This window comes from Halapricum sp. CBA1109 (assembly GCF_009741825.1).
Classification (GTDB): Archaea; Halobacteriota; Halobacteria; order Halobacteriales; family Haloarculaceae; genus Halapricum.
Genome location: NZ_WPCA01000117.1, coordinates 1 through 8,950, shown reverse-complemented (window position 1 = coordinate 8,950; position 8,950 = coordinate 1). Strand labels below are relative to the sequence as shown.

Sequence of the window (8,950 nt, the reverse complement as noted above, 5' to 3'; positions counted from 1 at the left end):
GGCGACTGCGCGGTCGAGGGCGTCGCTGTGGCCGCCGGGGTCGACCAGCAGGTCCTCGCCGAGGAGGTACGCGGCGACCTGCCCGTCGGGCGCGCGGGTCGCTACCGGGACGGTGATTCGGCGGCGGCGTATCGACGGTGACACTGACTACCGGGAGTCAGTGCCGGACAGGAAATAAACCTGTTTGCGGGCGTCGCGGAAGCTGTACCGGGAATCGGCCAAGTCGGCCTCCTCCAAGCGGTTGAGTGCGTACCGGACGGTCCGGTCGGGCAACAGCGACTGTTCGGCCAGTTCGCCCTGCGAGAGGGGCGAGTCAGTCTCCAGTACTTTCGCGACGAGTTTCGCCGACGGGGGTAGCTCCCGCAGTCGCTCGCGGAAGTCCGCGTCGTCGAACCCACCTTCTGCGACCGCACCATCAGTCGTCGTGCTCATACCTACTCGTCGCCGAACCACACTAGTAAAGTTTGGCTATATGGGCATCCAAAGAATACAGTCTCCTAGTATTCACTAAGGGTGGCTCCGATTCGTCGTCTCTCGGCCGGCGTTTCTGTACACCCCGTCGGAGCGTATGCCGGCAGTCGGGCGGACGCTTTCAGTATCGTTTTATCCCTCCGATGATCACACAACGGAGTGTGAAAGGACAGGAGTGGTACCAGGCCGACGACATCGCCGAGGAGTACGAGGAAAAACGCTTCTCGCGCGGTGGTCGCCTGATCGACCGACGGGAGAAACAGGCCGTACTCGACGCGCTGGCTCCCGTCGAGGACTCCACGGTACTCGAAGTCGCCTGCGGCACCGGCCGGTTCACCGTGATGCTGGCCGAACGCGGGGCGGACATCGTCGGGATGGACATCTCCGGCCCGATGCTCCAACAGGGACGCGAGAAGGCCCGCGCCGCCGGCGTCGACGACCACCTCGAGTTCATGCGTGGGGACGCCGGTCGGCTACCGTTCCCGGACGACCACTTCGACGCCGTCTTCGCGATGCGGTTTTTCCATCTCGCCGACACGCCGGCGTCGTACCTCAGCGAGATGCGCCGCGTCTCGAAAGGGACGGTCTTTTTCGACACCTTCAACCGCTTTTCGACGCGGTCGATATACAACTGGGCGCTGCCGATGGGGTCGCGGTTGTACTCCCGCTACGAGGTCCGGAAACTGCTCGACGACGCCGGTCTCGAGTTGGTCACCGACGACCACGACTTCGTCCTCCCGTACGGTTTCTACCGGGAGATACCCGGTAGCACGGCCTCGACGTTCCGTCGCATCGACACGACGCTCGGGTCGATACCCGGCGGCGACCGCCTGTCGTCGGTGTCGTACTGGCACTGCGAGGGGTAGTCGTCCGAGGGCGGATACCCAACACTTACGCTCCGGGTCGCGTACACTCCCGCCAATGACGGATCTCTCCGACGTCGTCGCCCGGTCGCTCGCTCCCGAGACACGCGAGCGATTCACCGACCGGGTCGACGAGCAGGCGGCGTTCCTCCGCGCGGCGTTCGACGACGGTGACCTCGACAACGACGAGTTCGCAATCGGCCTCGAAATGGAAGTGTACGCCGTCGCCGACAGCGAGGACCCGCGACTCGTCCGCCTGCCGGCCGAGCGCTTTTCGGAAAGCGACGCCATCACGAAGGAATTGGGGCTGCACAACGCCGAGATCAACACCGACCCGTCGGTATTCGACGACGAGGGACTGGCCGAACAGGCCGCCACCATCCGCCGACAGACCGACCGCGCCCGGGCGGCCGTCGCCGACGACGGCGAACTGGTGCTGGACGCGATGTGGACGACGCCGCCCGCCGAAGGCGCACATAGCTATCTCGCGGCGACCGACGACCGGGACGGACTGGCCGTTGCCGCGAATATGCGTCCCGCACCACGGTACGTCGCCATCGACGAGGCCATCCGCGAGCAGGCCGGCGGGACGCTGTCGCTGTCGGTCCCCGGGGCCGACGTGGAGTTCCCCTCTATCCTGTTCGAGTCGCTGGCGACGTCGATACAGCCCCACCTCCAGATTCCCGATACGGACACGCTGCCGGCCTACTACGACGCGGGCATCAGGACGCTCGGACCGCTGCTCGCGCTGGCGACGAACTCGCCGTTCCTCCCGGGGGAGTTCTACGAGGGGGCCGACCCCGAGAGAGTCCTCGACGAGACCCACCACGAACTCCGCATCGCCGTCTTCGAGCAGTCTGTCAACTACACCGACTCGCCGAAGGTCCGCGTGCCCGAGGACATCGACGCGCCCGAGGACATCGTCGACGGCGTCCTCGCCGACGACCTGGTCGCGCCGTTCCTCCGGGAGTGGGTCGCGGACGGCCCGAAGACGGAGTACACGGACAACTACTGGGAGTTCGAACACAAGCGCGGGACCTACTGGCGGTGGCTGCGCTGTGTGATCGGCGGCGACCCGGTCGGGACCGGCGACGAGCGCTCGGCCCGCATCGAGTACCGCCCACTCCCGACACAGCCGACCGTCACCGACGTCGTGGGGTTGCAGGCGCTTACGGCCGGCCTCCTAGTCGGCCTCGTGGCCGCCGACCATCCGATCACCGACCTGCCGTGGGAGGCGGCCGAGGAGAGCTTCTACGCGGCTGCCGCCGAGGGCCTCGACGCCGAGTTGGCATGGGTGACCGCCGACGGCGAGCGGACCACCGACCGCGAGACCATCTTCGAGGAAGTGTTCGAGTACGCGACTCGAGGACTCACCGAACAGGGCGTCGCGGACCCCGAGTCGTACCTCGCGCCGATACGCGCCCGCTGGGAGGCGGGGACGACGCCGAGCCAGTGGAAGATAGCCCGCGTCCGAGAGGGTCTCGACGACGGACTAGACCTCGCGGCGGCCATCGAGCGGATGCAGCGGACGTACGTCCGGCACAGCGCCGAGAGCGACAGTTTCGCCGAGTGGCCCTAGATCGCCGACAGCGTCACGGTCCAGAAGGAGTCGAAGGCGTGGTCGAGCGCGGGTTCGGGGTCGCCGGTCGCGTCGACCGTCGCGCGGGCGTCGGCGTCGACATCGAGTTCGTGGAGGACGGTCGTCTCACCGACCAGATACAGCGGCGCGTCGCTGGGCCGTTCGGAGAGGGCCGCGGCCGCCCGGTCGAGGTGGGAGTCGATCTGTTCGTCACGGCGGCGCTCGAAGCGGGCCTGTGAGAAGCCGCCCTTCGAGTGGTTGCGTTCGAGGTCGCTGTCGAAGCCGTGAAACGCGGTCCGCTCGCGGCCCTCGTAGACGCCCATCGCGAAGAGGTCAGACCGGACCAGCGCCAGCGTGAACTCTCCAGTCGGTTCGAGCCACGACCGCTCGAACTCGGCGCGGTCGCTCCACGTGGCGAACGGCGACGGCGCGGCCGGGACGTCCAGCGCGGCGCTGAGCACGCCCGCGTCGTCGGCGACGGCGAGACACGGCGCGGCCCGGGAGACGAGCGCCGCACGCTCGCCGAAGGCCTCGCGGACAGCGTCCGGGATGCCCTGCCGGTGGGTAAGGACGGCCGTCATAACGCCTTCCGGGTCGCTCTCGACGGATTCGAGGCGGTCGAGGACCGCCGAGAGCCGGTCGCCCCGGAGCTGTTCTCGGTTACGGTACTCCAGCGTGGACTCCTCGCCGCGGAGGCGCTCGACGCGGTCCTGTAGTTCCGTGACGCGGTCCTCCAGTTCGTTGACCCGGCGCTGGGCGGCCTGTCGCTCGGTCACCGCCTCCGAGCGTCGCTCGTCGGCCGCGTCGAGTTGGGCTTGTAAGTCCGCCTTCTCGGCTTCGAGCGTCTCGATGCGCTCTTTCAGGTCAGCACGGCCCAGAAGCTGGTCGAACATACCCGTTGCCGGGAGGGCCAGCGGCTTAAATCCCTGCCGGCTCGGATACCTGTTCGAACCGCAGGAGCTGTTCGGCCCGGTCGGCCTTGGCGAGGAACACTTCGCGCAGCGCCGGCGGGTTCCGGACGTCTGTCGACTCGATGATGGCGTCCGGGACGGCGAGCGTGTCCGCCGGGACGCCGCTCTCGCCGCGTACCGGGAAGTGGCGCGTCCCGAGTTTCATCACGAGCGGCCGGTCCGCCGCCTCGTCGTACAACTGCTCGTTGACCTGTCTGTGCTGGGCACGACACATCGCCGGCACGTCGCTGTCGAAGCGTTCGACGTACAGGCGGCCGAGGTAGTACCCCCGCGAGAACTGTTCGAACATTCTGTGCGTGTCAACATCACCCACGGAGACTGATAAGCTTTCTCCGGGTCGGTGTCCGAGTAGCCGTTGATCCGACCGATACGCCCGCAAGATTGTCTTTAAACACTCTCCAGTTCCGAGAGACGGTTTCATCGGTTGGTGAACAGTCAGAACGAAGCTCCGCCTTTTTAGTGGCCGGGGATATAGACAGAGATAGAATGGCCGGCGGTATCAGCAAGTCGCTGGTGGTGCTCGTGGTACTCGCAGCCGTCGGTGTGACGGCCGTGACCGTCGGGGCCGTCGCCGGGGCGGACGGCGCGGCCGACCCCGAGCAGTCGGTGACACAACTGGAGACGGACAACGGGACGAACAACACGACGGTCCCGCTGGGGAGCCAGATCAGCGCCTTTATGCAGGCGACCGCGGCCGAGACGGACGCCGATGTCGACGATGGGATGTGGACGGCGGCGTTCGACGCGGCCAACGGGACCAACCGGTCCGAGCTGGTCGAGAACCGGACGGCCGCCCTCCAGGACCGCCTCGAATCGCTCCGAGCCGAAGTGTCACGACTCAGAAACGAGACGGGCGACGTGAGGAACCCCGGGGTGTCCGCCCGGGCGTCGGCCACGGTGACGCGCCTCGACAGGCTTCAGTCGACTATCAACCGGACCGAGTCCGCGGCCCGCGAGACTGGCGTGAACACGAGTCGGCTGGACCGCCTCCGGCGGAACGCCTCTGACCTCGCGGGCCCCGAAGTAGCGGCCATCGCCCGGAACCTCTCGGGCGTCGGACCGCCGACTGACGCCGGACCGCCCGCCGACGCGGGGCCGCCAGCGGACGCGGGACCGCCGGACGGCAACGAGACCGGACCACCGACCGACAACGACACCGGACCGCCGGCGGACGCTGGCCCTCCTGAAGATACCGACACTGGACCACCAGCGGACGCTGGCCCTCCCGAGGACAACGAGACAGGGCCGCCAGTCGACGCCGGACCGCCGGACAGCAACGAGACGGGACCGCCGGACACAAACGAGACTGGACCGCCAGCGGACGCAGGCCCTGGGAACCGGACCGGACCGTCGGACGGTAACGAGAGCGGCCCGCCCGCGGAGGCTGGCCCACCGACGACGAACGAGACAGGTCCGCCAACCGATACCGTGCCGCCGGCGGACAACGGGACCGGCCCGCCCGCGGACAACGGAACCGGCCCGCCCGCGGACACCGGCCCGGACGCCAACGAGACAGGCGAAACCGACGACATGACGGCGGACGACACCGAAAGCGAGACTGACGACGACTCCGGACCGGTCGAGCGCGGCGGCGGACCGCCGAGTGACACGACACCCGGCAGCGGCAACGGGCCGGCCGACGACGACAGCGACGACGAGGACGAAGACGAGAGCGGGAACGGGAACGGCGACAACGGCAACGGTAGCGGCCCGCGGTGACGGCTATTTTCGGTTCGGGGTCAGTCCGACTGTATCGACGTGAGGGTCTCGAAGTCCTCGTCGCTGTAAGCGATCAGCGCCACGTCGGAAAGCGACGCGGGGTCGAACGCTCGTATCTCCTCGGCGATGATGCGAGCGCCGTCCGCGAGGTCAAAGCCCGCGATACCACAGCCCAGAGCGGGCACCACGAGCGACTCGACGCCGAGTTCGTCGGCCACTCGCAGGGTGTTCCGGGTCGCCGCGTGGATACTGTCGGCCGTCGCCTGCCCGCCGGCCGGCATCGCCGCGGCGTGGACCACGTACTCTGCGTCGAGGTCGTAGGCGTCGGTGACGGCGACGCCGCCGAGGTCGACCGGCCCCTTCGATTCGGCCTCCTTCGGGAGACCGCTGCCGGCCGCGTGCTTGAGCGCACCGGCGACGCCGCTCCCCATCCGGAGGCTCGTGTTCGCGGCGTTGACGAGTGCGTCCGCCGACTGTGCCGCAATGTCGCCCTGAATCACACGAAACTCCATAGTCGAGTGGTCGGCGAGCGACCACTAATTCGTTCGGGGCCGCGGCGTACAACTATCTCCAACGCGTAGGACTGCTATGTCGACGCGTTCCCGAGTCTCCCGCGACGTGCTGTCGATGACGTGGCGGGACGTGCTGTTCGCACACTGGCCAGTCGACCCGGACGTGGTCGCGCCGACGCTGCCGGAAGGGCTGTCGGTCGACACCGACGCCGAGGGACGGGCGTGGCTCAGCGTCGTCGGATTCGTGATGGACGATATCCGCCCGCGGTTCTCGCCGGTCGGCCTCTCCTTCCCGGAGTTGAACCTCCGGACGTACGTCCGTCAAGAGGGCGCGGGCGGCGTCTACTTCTACAACCTCGACGCCGACGACCGCCTCGGCGTCGGCGTCGCCCGACGGCTGTTCCAGTTGCCGTACTACCGCGCCGAGATGTCCGTCACCGGCCGCAGCGACCGGGTCCACTTCCGGAGCCACCGGACCCACGACGGCGTGCCGCCGGCCGACTTCGACGCGGTACTCACGCCGGCAAGCGACCCCGAACCGGTCGCTCCGGGTAGTCTCGACGCGTTCCTCGTCGAGCGCTACCGCTTTTTCGCGGCCGACGACGACGGCCGGCTCTACTACGGCGACATCGACCACGACCCGTGGCGAGTCGCCGAGGCGACGCTGTCGGTCCGGAAGAACACGCTGTTCGAGGCCGCGGGGTTCGACCACCCCGGCGGCGACCCGGTGGTCCGCTACTGTCCCGAACTGCCCGTGACGGCCGGTCGCCTCCGGCGGTCGTAGGCTATAAACGGGATACGGTCGCAGTCCCACGGGATGAGCGACGACCCTCCAGACCACGGCACCGACGGGAGAGACAGGGCGCCGCCGGACGATGACGGGACGGCCACAGGAGCGGATCCCGTCCCGTCGGACGAGGGCGGCCCGGACGGGAGCGCCGCCGACCCCGACGACGGCGTCGACACGGAGCGGACGCCCGACGACGGGGCGGCCGTCTCCGGCAGTGTAGCCGACGAGGACCTCGATATGGACAGCTACACCACCGAGACCCGGACGCTGGACCCGCGGGTGCAGTTGCTGTGGGTCGCCCGAGCAGTCGTCACTGCGCTCGTGGTCGGGGCCATCGCCACCGGAATCACGTTCTTCGCCGCGCCGGACCTGCTCGTGGTCGGCGGGGGCGGCGTCTTCGCCCTCGCGTTGGTCCTCGGTATCGGTCACGCGATACTGCTGTACCGGACGTGGGAGTACCGCGTCCGCGAGGACTCGATGTACCTCGACCGCGGCGTGGTCACGCGCGTCCAGACGGTCGTCCCCTACGTCCGCGTCCAGCACATCGACACCAGCAGGGGACCGATAGAGCGCGCGGTCGGCCTCTCCTCGCTGGTCGTGTACACCGCCGGCTCCCGCGGGGCCGACGTGACCGTTCCCGGACTGACGCCCGAGGAGGCCGCCGACCTCCAGTCGCGGCTGAAGGTCCTGGCGATAGAGTCAGAGGGCGAGGACGCGGTCTGACAATGCGACTCGACCCACTCTCTATCCCCTACCGCGCGGTCGAGAAGAGCTTCCAGTTCGTCGTGGGCGCGGCGTTCATCGGGTTCGCCGGGTTCGGATCGAACAATCCCGGATCGCTCGGGTCTATCGTCGGCATCCTCGCCGTCGTCCTCCTCGGCCTCGTGGTCGGCGTGGGCTGGCAAGTGGCCTACTTCAAGCGCTTCGAGTACCGACTGACCGGGGACACCTTCGACATCGACTCCGGCGTCGTCTCGCGGCGCGAACGGGAGATTCCCTACGGCCGCATCCAGAACGTCGACATCTCACAGAACGTGATCCAGCGGGCGCTGGGTATCGCCGAGGTGCGACTGGAGACGGCGGGCGGCGGCGAGACCGAAGCGAAGTTGCGGTTCGTCAGCTACGACGAGGCCGAACGCCTCCAGGAGGAGGTGGCGAAACGGAAGCGCGACGAGACGGGCGACGGCGAGACGGCACCGGTCGAGGAGCGGACGACCGCGCTGTTCGACATCACGCCGCGGGAACTGGTCGTCCTCGGCATCGTCTCGATGGACCCCCGGCTGCTGTCGATCATCGCCGTGCCGCTGTCGTTCGTCGGGCCGTCGGTGTACGTCCAGTTCATCCCCGAGACGGGGTCGGTGTGGCTGCTGGTCGGGTCCAGTCTTGTCGGCATCGTCGTCGTGACGGCGCTGCTCAGCGGCGTGATAGCGATGACCCGCTACTACGGCTTCCAGTTGCGGGCCACCGACGACGAGTACCGCTACGAACGGGGCCTGCTCCAGCGGTTCAGCGGCTCGATCCCCAAATCGAAGGTCCAGACGCTGACGCTGACCGAGAACGTCATCGCGCGGCGACTGGGCTACGCGAGCCTCACCATCGAGACGGCGGGCTACGCCGCGACCGGCGGGGCTGACAGCAACGGCTCCCAGTCGGCGATACCCATCGCCGACCGCGACCACGCACTCTCGGTCGCCCGGCGGATTGAACCGTTCGAGAGCCTCGAGTTCCAGCGCCCGCCGAAACGGGCCCGACAGCGGTACGCCGCGCGCTATCTCATCGTCGTCGGCGTCCTACTGGCGATCAGTTACGCCGTCGTGGCGCTGACCTCGGTGTCGTACCCGTGGTTCGCGCCGGCGGCACTGGTCGTCCTGGTCCCCCCCGCCGCACACCTCAAGTGGGCCAACCGGGGTTATCGAATCGAGGACGACCACGTCCTCACGCGCAACGGCTTCTGGTCGCGGCGGATTTCGGTCGTCCCCTCCTACCGCATCCAGACGGTCGTCACCTCCGCGACGGTGTTCCAGCGCCCGGCGGTCGCTGGCGAC

10 protein-coding genes are annotated in these 8,950 nt (G+C 68.3%); 6 read left to right on the top strand and 4 right to left on the bottom strand.

The window, feature by feature from the left end; translation table 11 throughout:
- Positions 1 to 147 precede the first annotated feature (147 nt).
- The gene (locus GJ629_RS12175) at positions 148 to 432 is read right to left on the bottom strand and encodes a helix-turn-helix domain-containing protein (RefSeq protein ID WP_157513303.1); all 285 of its coding nucleotides are present in this window, start codon (positions 430 to 432) and stop codon (positions 148 to 150) included.
- A 200-nt stretch (positions 433 to 632) separates the two neighbouring features.
- Between GJ629_RS12175 and GJ629_RS12170 the strand changes: the two genes are divergently transcribed.
- Together GJ629_RS12170 and GJ629_RS12165 are read left to right on the top strand one after the other, a co-directional pair.
- Complete coding sequence (locus GJ629_RS12170; RefSeq protein WP_370515897.1) at positions 633 to 1,337, top strand: class I SAM-dependent methyltransferase; 705 nt, start codon at positions 633 to 635, stop codon at positions 1,335 to 1,337.
- Positions 1,338 to 1,392: 55 nt separating this feature from the next.
- Positions 1,393 to 2,913: a hypothetical protein gene (locus GJ629_RS12165; RefSeq protein WP_157513301.1), complete on the top strand. Its 1,521-nt coding sequence runs from the start codon at positions 1,393 to 1,395 to the stop codon at positions 2,911 to 2,913.
- Here the strand turns inward: GJ629_RS12165 and GJ629_RS12160 are convergent.
- Together GJ629_RS12160 and GJ629_RS12155 are read right to left on the bottom strand one after the other, a co-directional pair.
- Positions 2,910 to 3,806: a Vms1/Ankzf1 family peptidyl-tRNA hydrolase gene (locus tag GJ629_RS12160; protein WP_157513300.1), complete on the bottom strand. Its 897-nt coding sequence runs from the start codon at positions 3,804 to 3,806 to the stop codon at positions 2,910 to 2,912. The two genes, GJ629_RS12165 and GJ629_RS12160, sit on opposite strands and share 4 nt — an antisense overlap.
- Positions 3,807 to 3,831: 25 nt before the next feature.
- Entirely contained in the window at positions 3,832 to 4,173 is a 342-nt protein-coding gene (locus tag GJ629_RS12155; RefSeq protein ID WP_157513299.1) for a DUF5802 family protein, read from the bottom strand.
- Between the two features lie 197 nt (positions 4,174 to 4,370).
- Between GJ629_RS12155 and GJ629_RS12150 the strand changes: the two genes are divergently transcribed.
- A complete protein-coding gene (locus GJ629_RS12150) occupies positions 4,371 to 5,603 on the top strand; it encodes a hypothetical protein (protein ID WP_157513298.1) in 1,233 nt (410 codons plus the stop codon).
- A gap of 20 nt (positions 5,604 to 5,623) precedes the next feature.
- Here the strand turns inward: GJ629_RS12150 and GJ629_RS12145 are convergent, their stop codons facing one another.
- Positions 5,624 to 6,115, bottom strand: a complete 492-nt coding sequence (locus GJ629_RS12145; protein ID WP_157513297.1) for a macro domain-containing protein — start codon at positions 6,113 to 6,115, stop codon at positions 5,624 to 5,626.
- Between the two features lie 76 nt (positions 6,116 to 6,191).
- Between GJ629_RS12145 and GJ629_RS12140 the strand changes: the two genes are divergently transcribed.
- The 3 genes from GJ629_RS12140 to GJ629_RS12130 all read left to right on the top strand — a co-directional run.
- Complete coding sequence (locus GJ629_RS12140; protein WP_157513296.1) at positions 6,192 to 6,899, top strand: YqjF family protein; 708 nt, start codon at positions 6,192 to 6,194, stop codon at positions 6,897 to 6,899.
- 243 nt (positions 6,900 to 7,142) lie between these two features.
- A complete protein-coding gene (locus tag GJ629_RS12135; RefSeq protein WP_157513304.1) occupies positions 7,143 to 7,628 on the top strand; it encodes a PH domain-containing protein in 486 nt (161 codons plus the stop codon).
- A 2-nt stretch (positions 7,629 to 7,630) separates the two neighbouring features.
- The coding region (locus tag GJ629_RS12130) for a PH domain-containing protein (protein ID WP_157513295.1) at positions 7,631 to 8,950 on the top strand (1,320 nt) is incomplete at its 3' end.